This window comes from Pseudonocardia sp. ZF1 (assembly GCF_056835605.1).
On record NZ_JAJNBY010000002.1, the window covers coordinates 338,566 to 352,249 of the forward strand.

At 69.4% G+C, this 13,684-nt stretch carries 17 protein-coding genes and 1 pseudogene; 13 read left to right on the forward strand and 5 right to left on the reverse strand.

The window, feature by feature from the left end; all coding sequences use genetic code 11:
• Positions 1-140: 140 nt before the first annotated feature.
• The 3 genes from ZF1_RS28795 to ZF1_RS28805 are packed head-to-tail and all read left to right on the forward strand — an operon-like array spanning position 141 to position 2,811.
• Positions 141-1,124, forward strand: a complete 984-nt coding sequence (locus ZF1_RS28795; protein ID WP_482638884.1) for an iron-containing redox enzyme family protein — start codon at positions 141-143, stop codon at positions 1,122-1,124.
• Complete coding sequence (locus ZF1_RS28800; RefSeq protein ID WP_482638885.1) at positions 1,121-2,362, forward strand: MFS transporter; 1,242 nt, start codon at positions 1,121-1,123, stop codon at positions 2,360-2,362. Before ZF1_RS28795 ends, ZF1_RS28800 begins: the two co-directional genes overlap by 4 nt.
• Positions 2,359-2,811 (forward strand): GNAT family N-acetyltransferase, encoded by a 453-nt coding sequence (locus tag ZF1_RS28805; protein WP_482638886.1) that lies wholly within the window; start codon positions 2,359-2,361, stop codon positions 2,809-2,811. The genes ZF1_RS28800 and ZF1_RS28805 overlap by 4 nt, the downstream gene beginning before the upstream one ends.
• A 254-nt stretch (positions 2,812-3,065) precedes the next feature.
• On the opposite strand, the gene ZF1_RS28810 is transcribed toward ZF1_RS28805, so the two are convergent.
• Positions 3,066-3,290, reverse strand: a complete 225-nt coding sequence (locus ZF1_RS28810; RefSeq protein ID WP_482638887.1) for a hypothetical protein — start codon at positions 3,288-3,290, stop codon at positions 3,066-3,068.
• 252 nt (positions 3,291-3,542) lie between these two features.
• The gene (locus ZF1_RS28815; protein WP_482638888.1) at positions 3,543-4,433 is read right to left on the reverse strand and encodes a MurR/RpiR family transcriptional regulator; all 891 of its coding nucleotides are present in this window, start codon (positions 4,431-4,433) and stop codon (positions 3,543-3,545) included.
• Positions 4,434-4,732: 299 nt separating this feature from the next.
• On the opposite strand from ZF1_RS28815, the gene ZF1_RS28820 reads away from it, so the two are divergent.
• The 6 genes and pseudogenes from ZF1_RS28820 to istB all read left to right on the forward strand — a co-directional run bounded on the left by ZF1_RS28820 (position 4,733) and on the right by istB (position 8,082).
• Positions 4,733-4,942, forward strand: a complete 210-nt coding sequence (locus tag ZF1_RS28820; protein ID WP_482638889.1) for a type II toxin-antitoxin system HicA family toxin — start codon at positions 4,733-4,735, stop codon at positions 4,940-4,942.
• A complete protein-coding gene (locus ZF1_RS28825; RefSeq protein ID WP_482638890.1) occupies positions 4,939-5,328 on the forward strand; it encodes a hypothetical protein in 390 nt (129 codons plus the stop codon). The genes ZF1_RS28820 and ZF1_RS28825 overlap by 4 nt, the downstream gene beginning before the upstream one ends.
• The gene (locus ZF1_RS28830; protein ID WP_482638891.1) at positions 5,325-5,525 is read left to right on the forward strand and encodes a hypothetical protein; all 201 of its coding nucleotides are present in this window, start codon (positions 5,325-5,327) and stop codon (positions 5,523-5,525) included. The genes ZF1_RS28825 and ZF1_RS28830 overlap by 4 nt, the downstream gene beginning before the upstream one ends.
• Entirely contained in the window at positions 5,518-5,697 is a 180-nt protein-coding gene (locus tag ZF1_RS28835) for a hypothetical protein (RefSeq protein ID WP_482638892.1), read from the forward strand. Before ZF1_RS28830 ends, ZF1_RS28835 begins: the two co-directional genes overlap by 8 nt.
• Positions 5,698-5,943: 246 nt before the next feature.
• A pseudogene (gene istA, locus ZF1_RS28840) lies at positions 5,944-7,243 on the forward strand (IS21 family transposase).
• Complete coding sequence (istB, locus tag ZF1_RS28845) at positions 7,240-8,082, forward strand: IS21-like element helper ATPase IstB (RefSeq protein WP_482638893.1); 843 nt, start codon at positions 7,240-7,242, stop codon at positions 8,080-8,082. The pseudogene istA and the gene istB overlap by 4 nt, the downstream one beginning before the upstream one ends.
• A 684-nt stretch (positions 8,083-8,766) precedes the next feature.
• On the opposite strand, the gene ZF1_RS28850 is transcribed toward istB, so the two are convergent.
• From ZF1_RS28850 to ZF1_RS28860, 3 genes are all read right to left on the reverse strand, one after another.
• The gene (locus tag ZF1_RS28850; protein WP_482638894.1) at positions 8,767-9,105 is read right to left on the reverse strand and encodes a hypothetical protein; all 339 of its coding nucleotides are present in this window, start codon (positions 9,103-9,105) and stop codon (positions 8,767-8,769) included.
• Positions 9,106-9,235: 130 nt separating this feature from the next.
• Complete coding sequence (locus ZF1_RS28855; protein WP_482638895.1) at positions 9,236-10,321, reverse strand: site-specific integrase; 1,086 nt, start codon at positions 10,319-10,321, stop codon at positions 9,236-9,238.
• Positions 10,318-10,743 (reverse strand): hypothetical protein, encoded by a 426-nt coding sequence (locus ZF1_RS28860; protein WP_379673501.1) that lies wholly within the window; start codon positions 10,741-10,743, stop codon positions 10,318-10,320. The genes ZF1_RS28855 and ZF1_RS28860 overlap by 4 nt, the downstream gene beginning before the upstream one ends.
• A 315-nt stretch (positions 10,744-11,058) precedes the next feature.
• Here ZF1_RS28860 and ZF1_RS28865 point away from each other — a divergent pair.
• The 4 genes from ZF1_RS28865 to ZF1_RS28880 all read left to right on the forward strand — a co-directional run bounded on the left by ZF1_RS28865 (position 11,059) and on the right by ZF1_RS28880 (position 13,675).
• A protein-coding gene (locus ZF1_RS28865) for an IS3 family transposase (RefSeq protein WP_232021061.1) occupies positions 11,059-12,335 on the forward strand; the annotation gives its coding sequence in 2 pieces (ribosomal slippage) (positions 11,059-11,347 and positions 11,347-12,335; 1,278 coding nt in all).
• Between the two features lie 209 nt (positions 12,336-12,544).
• Positions 12,545-12,829, forward strand: a complete 285-nt coding sequence (locus ZF1_RS28870) for an AbrB/MazE/SpoVT family DNA-binding domain-containing protein (RefSeq protein WP_482638896.1) — start codon at positions 12,545-12,547, stop codon at positions 12,827-12,829.
• Positions 12,826-13,236 (forward strand): type II toxin-antitoxin system VapC family toxin, encoded by a 411-nt coding sequence (locus ZF1_RS28875; protein ID WP_482638897.1) that lies wholly within the window; start codon positions 12,826-12,828, stop codon positions 13,234-13,236. Before ZF1_RS28870 ends, ZF1_RS28875 begins: the two co-directional genes overlap by 4 nt.
• 103 nt (positions 13,237-13,339) lie before the next feature.
• Positions 13,340-13,675, forward strand: coding sequence for a hypothetical protein (locus ZF1_RS28880; protein WP_482638898.1), 336 nt, complete (start codon positions 13,340-13,342; stop codon positions 13,673-13,675).
• The last annotated feature ends 9 nt before the right edge of the window (positions 13,676-13,684 follow it).

A 13,684-nucleotide genomic window follows, 5' to 3' on the forward strand; every position in this document is an offset into this window, starting at 1 on the left:
CCCGACCGTGCGGGGATCAACGTGTCCACGGAACGGGGTCAGGACCCCCGCAACTTCTACAACGAGATCTGGAGGTACTGGTCAGTCCCCGAGCGGCCCCTGCTACGGACAGTCCAGCACGACGCCGGAAAGGTGACGACATGACGGCCTCGCTTCCACGACGTCCGGTCTTCCGCCCGGGCGTAGCGCTTCACATGGAGCCGCGTCAGGTCGATCTAACCTATCGCGGCGGAGGTTGCCTGATCGAGCTCGACGACGCCACCGCCGATCGGGCTCGCGACCTGCTGTCCGCACTACGCCTTGGTGGCCCGAGCCGCGAAGAGCTTGAGTCGCAGTACCGCGACCTCGAGGTCGAAACCATCCTCGGCCAGCTAGATGCCCAGGGACTGCTCACCGACGCCCCCGGTGCAGCGCCGAGCGGGTTCACCGGCGGGCAGGCCTACCGGCGGGCACGACGCCGCTACCTGACCACCATGGCTACGGCAGGCGAGTTCTATCCACGCCAACTGTCCGAACGCCTGTTCCAGGGAACCGCTACCCGGGCTGAGCTGATCGGATATGCGATCGAGTACTACCATGTTGTGGCCCACTGCCCGCGAGTCCTGGCGCCCGCACTGGCGCAAGCCGACGACCACAAGAGCATGATGTTGCTCCGAGAGTTCTACCAATCTGAGATGAACCATGACCGGATGCTCATTCGGTCGCTGTCCACGGTCGGCATCGATCCTGTGACATCGGCGCCGCTACCGTTGCCATCGACCTTCGCCATGATGTCGTCTCTGGGTGTCCTCGCGGCAACATTTCAACTCGGACTGAAGGCGGTCTTGTTCGTTCTTGAGGAACCGCAACCAGAGTTCAACGAATCGTTCGTCAAGAACTGCAAGCGCCTAAACCTGCCCGACGGTTTTATCGCTCCGATCGCACAGCACTCCGATGTGAACGAGGGTGAGTCCCACGACGACATCAGCGCGGATCTGTTCGATCGGATCGACTACGTGAGCCCTGAGGAGATGCAGGAGATCGAAAAGGCGGTCTCCGACATGGCCGAGCAGCTCGCCGCTGCAGGACAGGAGATGACGGACTGGTACGGAGCCGAGCGGCGCCTACGGCTCCGTACGCCGTGACCCACGATGCCGGGAGGACCCACCGAGCAACCTACCGGGATTTGCTCGGCGTCGGGGAGTTTCGCAGCATCGGGACAGCTCATGCCGTCTCCATGCTCGGTGATGCCGTCGGTGGTCTGGCGGTCACAGTCCTTGTGTTCGAGCAGACGTCCTCGCCACTGCTGGCCGCCGTCGGGTTCAGCCTGATCTTCCTTCCTCACCTCTTCGGAGGTGTGGTGGTGCCGGGACTGATGAATCGGTTCCGGCCGCGCCCGTTGGCGGTGTTCTGCAACGGCATCAGCGCCGTCCTGGTGGGCCTTCTCGCTATCCCGGGCCTGCCCGCTTGGCTGATCCTTACCGTAATGTTCCTGGTCGGCACGTTGGCCCCGGTCGTTGTCGGGATCCGCTCCGCGGTGCTACCCGACTTGCTCGGTGACGGGCCGTTGTTCGTACTCGGCCGCGGCGTGATCCGCCTGATCTCGCAGTCGTCGCTGGTCGTCGGCTACCTCCTCGGAGGTGCGTTGCTCTTGTTCTTGCAACCCCGGGGGGCGCTCTTGGCCAACGCCGTCTCGTTCGCGGCCGCGGGGCTGCTGCTGCGGTTCGGGACCAAAGATCGCGGCTGGGACGGCACGACGTCGCGATCGGTGGAGGACAGCTCCGGATCGCTCCGTGAGGTGTGGCGGCACTCCGCGACACGGCGGCTGCTGCTGATCGGTTGGCTCACACCATCGTTCGCGATCGCCTCGGAAGCGTTGGCCGCGCCCTATGTCGTCGGGCTCGGTCGTCCCGAGCGGGACCTCGCGCTGTTCCTCTCGGCGAGTGCCGGAGGCATGGTGGTGTCCGACCTTGTCGCCACCCGGCTCGTCCCGACATCGCTGCAGCGCCAGCTCGTGTTGCCAGGAGCCGTATTGCTCTGTGCACCGTTGGTCTTCTTCGTCCTGGAGCCCCCGCTGCCCGTCGCTGTGACTCTGATGTTCTTGTCCGGCCTCGGCCTGGCCTACAACGCGGGACTTGACTCGCTTCTCGCGGAACGCACACCACCCCGGTTGCTGCGTCGCGCGCTGGCTTACCAGTACGTCTTCCTCCTCGGGGTCCAGGGCGTTGCCGCCGTGACCTGGGGCGGACTGGGTGAGGTGGTCCCGCCGTCCACCGTGATCGCCGGTGCCGGGTGCGTCGGAGTCGTGGTGGTGGTCGCGCTCACACTCGGTGTCCACAGGCCATCGCTTCAGGACTCTCCGTCGAAGGAGAACAGCAGTTGAGGAGGACCACACCAGACGGCTATGAACTCGACGACGACCCGGCACGCCTCGATCTTGTCGCAATCTGCGGCTACCTCCTGACCGAAGCCTATTGGCACCGCTGGCGCAGCCCAGACCACGTGGCCGAGCAGATCCGCTGTTCCTGGCGATGCGTCGGGCTCTACACCCCAACAGGTGCCCAAGTCGGCTTCGCCCGAGCAGTGTCGGACGGTGTCGCGTTCGGCTACCTGGCCGACGTCTACGTCCTCGCCGACCACCGGGGGCGTGGCCTGGGCATCGCACTCGTCTCCGAGCTCGTCGATGATCCCGCGTCCACACAGATGAGATGGCTGCTGCATACGAAGGACGGGCACGGGCTCTACGGGAAGATCGGCTTCGGACCGGCGCCCGAGTCGCTTATGGAGCGACCAGCTCCCAACAGACGCAGCCTGGGCACCGGCGAGGGGTAGGCGCACGACAGCAGAACGGCCGCCGCAGAGACAAGGACGAACGCCGTGGTTGGCCAGCGTGCATTGGCGGGGTCTCGCTCCACCACGACCGCCGTGACCGGTACGGACGGTGTGTGACCGTCGGGCCCCGGCCGGGGCCCTCGAGCAGGCGCGGCTGGCGGCCCGGTAGTCGCAGCCCTCGCCGCAGATTCCGGAGGCCACCCGGCTGAGGAACACCTGCTGAGCAGCCCTGCCAGCGGCTCTGGTGGCCTGGCTCAGCTACGCATCGCGTGCGGCAGCTCGACCACCCGCGCTTCTGCCACGTCACGGCCGAGCGTCCGGTCGAAGACCCTGCCGCCCGCGGTGACCACCAACCGTGTGCTCGCCGTGGCCACCAGCTCCGCGGGCAGCTCCAGCAGTGCACCGGAGAGACGGCCCCCGCGGAACCGGACCTGCTCGAGATCGCCACGGCGACGGTGAAGGCCTGAGGGGATCGGCATCGGCCCATGCTGCCAGGGCTGAGGAGCCCCTGCTACAAACACCTCCACGGTCACCGCGCACCCCGGCCCCCCGCTGGGCCGCATTCGAGGAGAAGCCCGATATGACCGAGATCGAGGCTTGGTGACGGGCTCGCCGAGCTGGATCGCCGTCGTCGGCGGTATGTGTCGTTGAGGCCCCCGACGCCGCGCGGACCCCGGCCACCGACCAACCCCGGCCAGTCGCAGCTGGATACTCCGGTCCGCCTGTCGGACTCAGACTCGATGCTCGGCGACGGCGTCTGCGTAGATCCGTTGGGTGTGTGTCGTCGTAGCGGGGTCGAGATCGGCGAGGAGCGCGATGATCACGTCGATCACGGTGAGGTGGACTAGGCGGCTGGCGGTGGCCTCCAGGCCGTGTCGTTCGGTGGCGCCAGCGACGACCGTGTGGCGGCAGAGCTCGGTGAACGGGGAGCGCAGGTAGCTGGTGATCCCGATGGTCACAGCCCCGGCGGCGGTGGCCGCGCGCAACGTCGTGAGTGTTTCCTGGGTCTGGCCGGTGTGGCTGATCGCGAGACAGCATCCGTCGGCGTCGAGCATGCGCGCGGCAAGATGTTGTTGGTGGGGGTCGGCGAGGCTCTCGGTGTGCACGCCGAGCATCCGTAGCCGGTAGGCGGCATCGGCCGCGATCGGCGCGGAGGTCCCGACTCCGGCGACAAGGACTCGGCTGGCCCGGTGGAGCTGTTGGGTGATCTCGATCAGGACGGCGTGGTCGAGGGCGCTGGGAAGCTCCTCCAACCCGGTCACCGCGGTCTGGAGGACGGCCTGCACCGTCTCACCCGGTGTGCCGGGGACGGCGGCGCTCGCCTCGGCGGGGGGAGCGGTCTCGGCCGCCAAGCGGAGCTTGAGGTCGTGGAACCCCTTGAGTCCGAGGTTGTCCTGGCAGAACCGCACGACGCTGCCGACCGAGGTGTCGGTGCGGTCTGCCAGCTCGCTCACCGTCATCCCCACGACTTCTGCCGGTGCGGCGAGGACCGCGTCACCGATCCGGGCCCCGGTCGGCGACAGGCTCGGCCGTAACGCCCGGATCCGCGCTGTGATCGACCCGACCGGGGCCAGAGCGGGAAGGGCATCCGGGGCGACACGAGGCGGGACGGGGCGAGCCATGTCGACAACCTTAGGCCGACAGCACCCGCGTGTTCAGCTCGTTCCACCTCTTGTGGTGGGAAGTTCCATCCGGTGTTCAGGTTCGCTGCGGGTGCTGTTTCCTGGGGGTGCCTAGCTTCTGGACGTGTGATGACGAGCAGCGCAGACCGCGTTCTGACCACCCACACGGGAAGCCTTCCCCGTCCGTCCGGACTTCGCGTCGGGGAAGCTCCGGCGCGGCGGGTCAGGACTCGGCGCACAGCCGTAGTTGTCCACCCGGGGTAGACACGGCAGTCCGGCCGGGGCGTACCATCGTGAGTGTGGTCCCGTCCATGAAGCTCCGCGACATCGAGCGAGCCCTCCTCGCTCACGGCTGCCGCGTGCTGTCGGAGTCCGGGCCGCACACCAAGTGGGGCTGCCCGTGCGGCGCCCACACCACGCCGGTCCCCCGGCACCGCACCATCTCCCCCGGAGTGGTGCGCAGCATCGGCAAGCGCATGGCGTGCCTGCCGGAAGGGTGGTTGCAGTGACGTCGACGTACTTCGTGACCGCGCACCGGTGGGAGCGCGGCTGGGAACTCCACATCGCCGACGCCGACGGCCAGGAGGTCGGCGTGACGCAGTGCCGCACCCTCGGCGGCGCCGAGGCGATGGTGCGGGACTACCTCTCGCTGGACGACCGGGACGGGGACGCGCCGCTGGAGATCCGGCCGGTGTTCGACCCTGCCGTGCAGGAGCAGGTCACCGCGTCCCGGGCGCGGATTCGGGCGGCGCAGCTGGAGCAGGAGGCCGCGGCGAAGGAGTCCCGCGCCGCGGTCGCGCTCCTCGACGAGCTCGGGCTGTCCGGGACGGAGATCGCGCGGGTCCTCCAGCTGTCCAAGCAGCGGGTGTCGGACCTGCGGAAGGCGTCCCGGTGACCCCCGAGGAAGCCCTCGCCGTCGCGCGCGGCGTAGTCGGACCGCATCCGGCGCCGGGGCTGCCGGGTGCCTGGGAGCGGCAGGAGGCGCGAATCGCTGCGACGCGGGCCCGGGTCGACGAGCGCGCCGACGCGTGGCGCCCGGCCCTCACCGAGCTGCTCCGGATCGCCGCGGAGGAGGATGGCCGGCGTGAGTGATGAGACCGCGCCGCAGGACGTCCCGACTGTGAGAGACCGCTTGGCGTGGCTCGGTCAGGACGCCATCGCGGAGCACTTCGCCGCGGGCCGCATCTTCCTCGACGGGGAGCGAGTCACCGACCTGGACGCCCCAGCACCGGCGGGCACGCGGCCGGTGCTCAACACGCGCTGACGTCCGCCCTGGCACCTCCTGGGGCGGCCGCACGGCCCGCCCCCGTTAGACCCGGGGGCGGCCGTCGTCGTCTGGGGCGGCGCGGTCGGTCGTGGTCAGTACCGCAGGTTGTAGAGCGACCAGATGGTCTCCTGGCTCTGGGTCGGGTTCCCGTTGGAGATGCAGCGGTACTCCTGTCGACGACGGGCTGAGACTGACCCCCTGACGTCGGATTGGGATTGACCCCTTCTGGACGACGCTGAGGGGGTGTTGTCGGTGGAGGACTGGGCCGAGATCCGTCGTCTACATCGGGCGGAGTGTGCCGATCAAGGAGATCGCCCGCCGGCTGGGGGTGGCCCGCAACACGGTGCGTTCCGCGCTGCGGGCGCCGGGCCCGCCGAAACGGGAACGGGGCCCGCGGGGGTCGCTGGCTGATGCGGTCGAGCCGCAGGTGCGGGCATTGTTGGCGCAGTTCCCGCGGATGCCGGCCACGGTGATCGCAGAGCGGATCGGGTGGGGGCACTCGCTGACGGTGCTCAAGGACCGGATCCGTCAGATCCGCCCGGAGTATCTCGGGATCGACCCGGTCGACAGAGTCGTCTACGCACCTGGCGAGATCGCCCAGTGCGACCTGTGGTTCCCCGACACCGCGATTCCCGTCGGGGACGGGCAGGAGCGGGTCCTGCCGGTGCTGGTGATGACACTGGGCTACTCGCGGTTCCTGTCCGCGACGATGATCCCCTCGCGCCAGGCCGGGGACATCTTGTCCGGGATGTGGCAGCTGATCAGCGGGGTGGGGCGGGTGACCCGCACGCTGGTCTGGGACCGGGAGTCCGCGATCGGCGGGACCGGTCGGGTCTCGACGCCGGCGGCGGCGTTCGCCGGCACTCTGGCCACGAGAATCCGGCTGGCCCCGCCGCGGGACCCGGAGTTCAAAGGGCTGGTCGAGCGCAACAACGGCTACTTCGAGACCTCGTTCCTGCCCGGACGACGGTTCGCCTCCCCGGCTGACTTCAATCGGCAGATCAGCGACTGGCTGACCAGGGCGAACGCCCGAACCGTCCGCGCGATCGGCGGGCGCCCGGCCGATCTGCTCGAGGGTGACTACGCGGCGATGACTCCGCTGCCGCCGCTGGACCCGCCGATCGGGCTGACCGCGCGGGTCCGGTTGGCGCGGGACTACTACGTCCGCGTCGATGCCAACGACTACTCGGTGGACCCACAGGTGATCGGCCGGTTCGTCGACGTCGCCGCCACCCCGGGCGAGGTGGTCATCTACTGCGCCGGGCAGGTCGTCGCCCGCCACCAACGCAGCTGGGCCCGCCACGCGGTGATCACCGACCCGGCCCACCGCGACACCGCCGCGACGATGCGCCGCGCCCTGGCCCACGACCGCAGCGCGCGGCGGGCCGCCGAGCGGCGTCATCTCGACGGGCACCCGGTGACCCTGCGCGCGCTGCCCGACTACGACGCCCTGTTCGGCGTCGACTTCACCCCCACCCCGATTCCGGATCCGAGCTCGGACAGCAGCCGGGACAGCCCCGCTGAGGAAGTGAGCAGCTCATGACCACCTCACCGACGACGCCCACCGACCCCGGCCCGGAGCCGTCGGGGCCGGTGCTGGCCGCAGTCCCCGACGGGTTACCGGCGATGATCGCCTACCTGACCCGGGTCCTGAAGACCCCGACGATCGGGGCCTGCTGGGAACAGCTCGCCGCCCAGGCCCGCGATGAGAACTGGTCGCACGAGGAGTATCTGGGCGCGCTGCTGCAGCGTCAGGTCGCCGACCGCGAGTCCAAGGGCACCGTGATGCGGATCCGGACCGCGCACTTCCCGCAGGTCAAGACCTTGGAGGACTTCAACCTCGACCATCTTCCCTCGCTGCGCCGCGACATCCTGGCCCACCTGGCCACGAGCGCGTTCGTCGCGAAAGCCGAGAACGTGATCCTGCTCGGCCCGCCCGGGATCGGGAAGACCCACCTCGCGATCGGGCTCGGGGTCAAGGCCGCGCACGCCGGCTACTCGGTCCTGTTCGACACCGCCAGCAACTGGATCACCAGACTGTCCGCGGCGCACCAGAGCGGACGGCTCGAGGCAGAGCTGAAGAAGATCCGCCGCTACAAACTGATCATCATCGACGAGGTCGGCTACATCCCGTTCGACCAGGACGCGGCGAACCTGTTCTTCCAGCTCATCGCCTCCCGCTATGAACAAGGCAGCGTCATGGTCACCAGCAACTTGCCCTTCGGCCGCTGGGGCGAGACGTTCTCCGACGACGTCGTCGCTGCAGCGATGATCGACCGTCTCGTCCACCACGCCGAGGTGCTGACCCTGTCCGGGGACTCCTATCGGACCCGCGCCCGACGCGAGCTACTGGCGAAGCACAACCGCGCCAGCAACGACTGAACACCGACAGGGGGTCAGTCCCAGTCCGTCGTTACGGGGTCACTCCAAACCCGCCGTTGACAACTCCAGAGGTGTCCGGTCCTGCTACCCGGAGCGCGGCCAGCTCATCGGATCCGCCTGGTCCTCGTGCCGGGCCGGTGCGGTGGTCCTTGGGGACCGCTCGACAGGAGGCCGCGGGCTTCGCGCAGCTCGCGGAGGTGCTCGCTGAGCGCTTCCCTGGCGGCCATCCGCGCCCCTCGTCCCGCTGGCCGGTCCCGCAGAACCGGCGACAGCGGCGCAGGAGGGGTGGGCCCGCAGCCGATGCCCAGACGCGGCCAGCAGCAGCGACAGGCTCCCGGTGCCGCACCCCAGATCCAGCACGTCGGCCGGGGTCGGTGGCATCAAGGGCAGCAGGAGCTCCGTCCACGCCGCTCGGACAACCGGATCCCGCAACCCGTGATCGGGCTCGTCATCGAACGTGGCTGCGTGTTCGTCCCAGACGTTGCGCTCGGGCATGGCCGCGATCGTGTCAGCTGGCGTGTGGCCATCGCCGGATGTCGGGCCTGACCTGGAGGTCATACGTGCGGGGCGAGGTGCTCGTCCCGGCAATCTGCGTGCGGAGTCGGACGCGGACGGATGCCGGCCTACTCGTCCGCACGGGCCACGACGGCCCCGGCTGCCAGGGACTCAAGCTGTCCAGCACCGTCAAGGCCGAATGGCGAGATCGGGCAGCGGCCCGGAGGGATCCCACTCGATGAGCGGGGTCTGTTTCAGCCGGTACTGGGCCACTTTGGTCCGCTGGCGGGCGGCGTAGTCGGCGCGGCCGAGCATGCCCCAGACCTCGACCGCGGTGAGAGGATCGGTGTCGGTCAGTACGAAATCCGGCAGGAGGTCCGCATCGCCGTCGTAGCGCAGCGGCTTGTAGAAGGCACGCCCGGCCGCGGCCAACGCATCTGCCATCACCACTTCGTGGCCGGAGTCCGCCGGCACGAGTCGCCGGTTGGTCAGCATGGTCGCCGCAGCGACGATCGACAGGTTGCACACTGGACACCTCATCAGGCTGTCGTCGAATGCGGAACGACCAGCTCGACATAGCGGCGCTTTGTACCATCGGTAGTGCAACGTGGTGGCACCACCTATCCACTGCCGTTTTTGCCGTGCACCCCTCTACGGGTTACCAGTTGATCTGCAGAACCGCGTTGTTCTCGAAAACGTCGTCGACGCGGATGTAGGTGGTGATGGTGTCCATGGAGCGGTGTCGGGTCTGGTGGGCGATGGCGCGGTCGGTGGCTCCGCGCAGGTGGGCGTAGGTGACGAAGCCGGCGCGGAGGCTGTGGGCGCTGTAGGGGCCGCCGGGTAGTCCGGCGCGTGTGGTGGCGGCCTGGATGAGGTTGTTGATCGACTCGGGGTGCAGGGGTTGGTCGAGGACGCGGTTGCCGGTGGAGACCTTGCGCAGGATCGGGCCGGTGGTGATGGCGGCCAGATCGAGCCAAGTCTCCAGGGCGGTTAGCGGGCAGTGGTCGGGGTGCTCAGCACGGGGCAAGCCGATGAGTTCGGCCTGGTCACCGGTCTGGTTGGTCTTGGAGCGGTGCAGGGTCAGGACGCGGCCGCGGCGTCCGCTGCGCAGCTCCCGTTCGGGACCGAGCTGTTCCACGGTGAGTGCGGCGAGCTCGGCGCGGCGCAGGGCGCCCCAGAACCCGATCAGGAGTAGGGCGCGGTCGCGGGCGCCGGCCAGCGACGGCTCTTCGGGCCGGTTCTTCCAGGTGCGGGTGGTCGGGCAGGCGGCGACAGCCTGGTCGAGCAGAGGCGGCATGAGCGGGGCGGCCTGGTCGGGTGGGGCGCCGTGGCTACGGCGAATGCCCTCCCAGACCGCGGTGACCCGGGCGGTGACGGCGGGGTCGGGCAGGTCCGCGGCGCGGTGGGCGGCGCGGATCCCGGACAGGTGCTTGGCGATGGTCCGCACCTTGGCCCCGGCCTGGGCGAGCGCGACCAGGTAGGCCGACACCGTCGCCGGCGCAGCCGGCAGCGGCGTCAGACCGTGGTCAGTGCAAAACGCGGTGAAGCTGGTCCAGACCGAGCGGTAGCCGCGGCGGGTGTTGTGCGCGCGGGCGGCGGCGACGTAGGCAGCTTCATCGCGCGTCAACGGCAGCTCGGCCTCGCTGCCGAGATGCGCGGCTGGCGGTCGCTCCACCCCGGTGACATCAGCGGCGGGCGAGGGAACGTCGCTCCACCGCGGCTCGCTCAGGCTCTCCTGGCTCATGAGGCGGTCCTCGCGGGCTCGTCCGGCTGCCGGATGTCGCCTCGGTAGTGGGCGACGGCTTCCCAGGCGCGGACGGCCAGGGCCACCGCCCCGAAGGAAGCGCCTCCGACCGCAGCGCTGTAGAACGGGCTTGCCGCCGGCACCCCGAGGACGCCGACCACCAGCACTGCGCCGAAACTGAGGAGGTATCCCCAGGTCTGCGCGGCGACGGTGTCCCGAGCTCGGTGATGAGCTACCTGAGCACCCCGTGGCGCGACACCTCGTGGCCGTTCGCGGTCGAGAACGCGCCGTGCCTTCCAGAACACTCCCGTCACCGCGCCGAGCAGTACCGCACCACCGATCGTGCGCAGCACAACGGGGTCCAGACCCCGTCTTTGCCCGGCTGCGACCAGCACCGTGAACCCAGCGCCCGCCAGCAGCATTACGAGCAGGCCAGTCAGGAACACCCCTTGGACGCGCCACCCAGCGTCGCGGTAACGCCCGCCGGGCCGTCCGACGCGACCGCTGTCCGTGCGTGTCGTGGTCGGGGCTGTGAGTGCGGCGCGGGATTGGGACGCTCGCCCGGCGACGGCCCGAGCCGGGCGACGTCGGGACGTAGCGGATCCGGCCCGTCCCCGGTGCGGTCGGCGTGCTGGCGGCCTGGCTGTCGTGGCACGACGTGGCGACTTGGCGTCCAGCGGGTCACACTGAACCGCCCCGGCGTGTCGGGAGACTTGATCTTCTGAGGAGATGGAGTCATGACACGTCGTTCCCAGCCGCCGTATCCGCCGGAGTTGCGTGAGCGGGCGGTGCGCATGGTCGCCGAGGTCGAGTCGGACTACGACTCGCCGTGGGCGGCGATGAACGCCGTCGCCACCAAGCTCGGGGTCGGCACCGGGGAGACGGTGCGCAAGTGGGTCCGTCAAGCCGAGATCGACGGTGGTGTCCGGCCGGGCACCACCACTGAGGAGTCCGAGGAGGTCAAGCGGCTGCGCCGGGAGGTCGCGGAGCTCAAGCGGGCCAACGAGATCCTCAAGGCTGCTTCGGCTTTCTTCGCGGCCGAGATCGACCGGCCACACAAGCGTTGGTGAGGTTCATCGACCAGCACGCCGCCCGCTCCACGGTGGGACGACGGTGGGGTGTCGCGTCGATCTGCGCCCAGCTCGCCGAGCTGGGCGTGGCGATCGCCCCGTCGACCTACTACGCCGCCCGCGCCGCGGCGTTGAGGGCCCCGAGCAGACAGCAGGTGCGTGACGAGGAACTGACCGCTCAGATCAGCAGGGTGTATGCCGAGAACTATGGCGTCTACGGCGCTCGGAAGGTCTGGATCCAGCTGGGCCGCGAGGGCATCGACGTCGCCCGATGCACGGTCGAGCGGCTGATGCGCGCGGCGGGGCTGGCCGGGGTCCGCCGCGGACGCCGGGTCCGCACCACGATCGACGGTGGTGGGCCGCGGGCCGGTGACCTGGTCGAGCGCCGGTTCGACCGGCCGGCCCCGGACCAGCTCTGGGTTACTGACTTCACCTACGTGCCGACGTGGTCGGGGATGGTCTACGTCGCCTTCGTCATCGATGCCTGTTCGCGGCGGATCCTGGGCTGGCGCGCGGCCACGTCGATGCGTACCGAGCTGGTGCTCGATGCCCTCGAACACGCGGTATGGACTCGCGCCCGACAGGGCCATAAGGACCTGTCCGGGCTGGTCGCACACTCGGATGCGGGGTCGCAATATCGGTCCATCGCCTACACCGAACGACTCGCCGCGGCCGGCGCGGCGCCCTCGGTCGGGTCGGTGGGCGACGCGTATGACAACGCGTTGGCGGAGTCGACGATCGGGCTGTTCAAGACCGAGCTGATCAAGCCGAGAGGTCCGTGGCGCACGGTCGAGCAGGTCGAGATCGCCACCCTCGAGTACGTCGACTGGTTCAACCACCGACGGCTGCACTCCGCTGCCGCGGACCTGCCCCCGGCCGAGCTGGAGGCCGCGCACTACCGTCAACACATCGGCCAGCCCGAGTCAGAGCACTCAACCCGATAGCTCTCCGGACACGCCGGGGCGGTTCACACCGATGCATCGGACGACCCTAGCTGCTTGGCGGGATCTGGTTGGTTGATGATCCCGCCAAGCATTTCGTGTTTCGTATCGTTTCGTCGCAGCGCTCGCGCATCTGCCGGGACCCGCGCATCTCTGACACAGTGCCGCCGATTCTGTCAGTACGGCGTGCTGCAGTCGGCTATTATGGGAACATGACGGAGCAGGCTGGTGGGTCCGATCGGATCGAGGTCGTCGTCAACCGGGACGGCCGGATTCTGATCCCTGCACAAGTCCGTCGGGACTTGGGCCTGGCTACGGGGTCGACGTTGCTGTTGTCGGTCGAGGACGGCCGGGTGGTGATGGAGTCCCGCGCCCAGCTGGTCTCGCGAATGCGTCGGGAGATCGCCGAGTCCTGGCAGGGCGACCCGACGGAGTCGGTGACCGACGAGCTGCTCGCCGAGCGCCGCGCCGAGGCGGCCACCGAGGACGCGCGATGAGCGCGGGCGAGCCGACAGGTTCCTCCGGCCCCGCTGTCCTGGACGCCTCCGCGGTCCTGGCCTGGCTCCGCGCCGAGCCCGGTGCCGAGGTCGTCGACGACTACCTCGACACCGCGGTGCTGTCTGCGGTCAACCTCGCCGAGGTCCACCAGAAGCTCGCCCAGCACGGCGTCGACGCCGACCGTGCAGTGACTCGGCTGCGCACCCTGGGGATCCGGATCGAGCCGCTCGACGCGGCCGATGCGATCACCGCGTCCAAGCTGTGGCCGGCCACCCGCACGGCCGGGCTGTCCCTGGGTGACCGCTGCTGCCTGGCCCTGGCCGCCCGTCTGTCGGGCCCTGCGATCACCGCTGACACCGCGTGGACCGGACTGAATCTGGGCGTGACCGTCGTGCCCATCCGGTAGACACAGATCAGCAGCGCGGAGCGCGCACACCAGTTGTCCCTGATCCGCCGCGGCGGGCGACCTGATCAGCTGCAGTCGGCACGACGACGGGAGAGCTCTGACCATGACAACGACACCGGAACCGCCGGAGGGACCCGACCGGGCCATCAGCCTTGCTGAGCTCGACCTCGGATCCTGGTCGGCCGACGACGGCCTGGCATTCGAGGCGGCCGAGTGGATCCTCGGCGCCATGATCGCCAGGACGACCGCCGCCGCCGCCGACGAGCGCGCCAAACCCGTTCCGAACCAGGAACGGCTGGCTGCGCTCGACGAAGAACGCGCTGGCTACGCCGCCGAACGCCGACAGCTCAGCGTTCATGACCGCGCTCGGAACAACGCCGTCGTCGAACGATATGGCGAGCTCGCGCGCCGCGGTCGATCCAACACCAATGCCGACTGAACCCGATCG

Coding starts and splice junctions, on each gene's coding strand:
- ZF1_RS28860 (WP_379673501.1), bottom strand. CDS start 10,743: ATGCTGCTGGCGGGCGCTGGGTTCACGGTGCTGGTCGCAGCCGGGCAA.
- ZF1_RS28815 (WP_482638888.1), bottom strand. CDS start 4,433: ATGGCTCGCCCCGTCCCGCCTCGTGTCGCCCCGGATGCCCTTCCCGCT.
- ZF1_RS28875 (WP_482638897.1), top strand. CDS start 12,826: ATGAGCGCGGGCGAGCCGACAGGTTCCTCCGGCCCCGCTGTCCTGGAC.
- ZF1_RS28810 (WP_482638887.1), bottom strand. CDS start 3,290: ATGCCGATCCCCTCAGGCCTTCACCGTCGCCGTGGCGATCTCGAGCAG.
- ZF1_RS28855 (WP_482638895.1), bottom strand. CDS start 10,321: ATGAGCCAGGAGAGCCTGAGCGAGCCGCGGTGGAGCGACGTTCCCTCG.
- istB (WP_482638893.1), top strand. CDS start 7,240: ATGACCACCTCACCGACGACGCCCACCGACCCCGGCCCGGAGCCGTCG.
- ZF1_RS28870 (WP_482638896.1), top strand. CDS start 12,545: ATGACGGAGCAGGCTGGTGGGTCCGATCGGATCGAGGTCGTCGTCAAC.
- ZF1_RS28795 (WP_482638884.1), top strand. CDS start 141: ATGACGGCCTCGCTTCCACGACGTCCGGTCTTCCGCCCGGGCGTAGCG.
- ZF1_RS28880 (WP_482638898.1), top strand. CDS start 13,340: ATGACAACGACACCGGAACCGCCGGAGGGACCCGACCGGGCCATCAGC.